This window comes from Streptomyces sp. NPDC006207 (assembly GCF_040613835.1).
Taxonomy (GTDB): domain Bacteria; phylum Actinomycetota; class Actinomycetes; order Streptomycetales; family Streptomycetaceae; genus Actinacidiphila.
In genome coordinates this window covers 1-1,190 of record NZ_JBEXSX010000157.1, presented here as the reverse complement: position 1 = coordinate 1,190, position 1,190 = coordinate 1, and the positions used below count along the sequence as shown (strand labels likewise).

The window sequence follows — 1,190 nt, the reverse complement described above, 5'->3', positions numbered from 1 at the left end:
ACTGCGCGGCGAAAGCGCAGGAGATCTTCACGGGTCTGGCCGACGGCATCGACGCGGTGGTGGCGGGCAAGCTGTTCGATCCGACGAAGAACGAACGGGAAGCCACCGAATACCGGCAGTTGATGAAGAAGAGCGGATGGATCAGCACGGACCTGGTGAAGGGGGCGTGGGGTTATCTGACCGAGTCCGGGGTGGCACTCGGCAAGCGCAATGCCAACTCCGCCGGCAGCACGGCGGCCGGGCTCGTTCCCGAGGAGTACGTCGCGCCGATTCGCTCGATTGCGGCGTCGTTGCGCACGTTGGCACCGGTGGTGGTCGGCAAGATCAAGGAACTGAAGGGCAGCGACGAAGGCAAGCTGATGTGGCTGTTGCTGAAGCTGATCAATGCACTGCGGCACAAGCGTGAAGCGATGCGGACGGCATCGATCAAGTCGCAGGGCACGACGGAAGCGGAGGCCCGGCGGCCGCAGGTACCGCTTGCAGCGGCGAAGAAGGAGGCCAAGGCAAAGGGCTCTGGCGTCAACCATTGCGAAGAGTGCGGTAAGGGCGTATCGGTCGGTTCGATCAGCTATTCGTTCGGCGACGAGACGTTTTCCCATGCCGATTTTGAATTGCCGGGTGCGATGCCCGTCGTGTGGACGCGGGTCTATCGGTCCCGGCTGGCCGGATACGATGACGGCGAACTGGGCGCGCGCTGGCTGTCGCCGTACATGACGCGGATCGACGTTCGGGGCGGCAAGTGGATCTATAGCGATTCAACGGGCCGCAACATCGAATATCCGGCGCTCGCGGCAGGTGCCGTTCATGACGATCGCGTGGAAGGCGTCACGCTGAGCCGGCTCGACGACACGTGGGTGACTGTCGCGTACGGGCACGATTTGCTTCATGTCTACGAGAAGCGCGGCGATTCGTTCCGCCTCGCCTTGCAGAAGGACCGCGCAGGAAATTCGATCGCGCTCGATTACGACGACGCGAATCGCCTGGCGCGGCTCGTCAGCTCGGCAGGCCATACGCTCGCGTTTCGTCACGACAGCCGCGGGCGTATCGCAACGATCGAGCAGATCGTCGATGCGAACACCCGCAGGACACTCGCGCAGTACCAATACGACGAGAACGGTGACCTGGTTCGGGCAACTGATCGCTACGGCAACGCACGCCAGTATGCGTACCATCGCCACCTGATTACCCGC

Annotated in this window: 1 protein-coding gene; it reads left to right on the top strand. The window is 63.1% G+C overall.

Annotated features, from left to right (window positions below; translation table 11 throughout):
- Positions 1-1,190: DUF6531 domain-containing protein (locus ABZ312_RS45120; RefSeq protein WP_500440232.1), on the top strand; the 1,190-nt coding region annotated here is incomplete at both ends.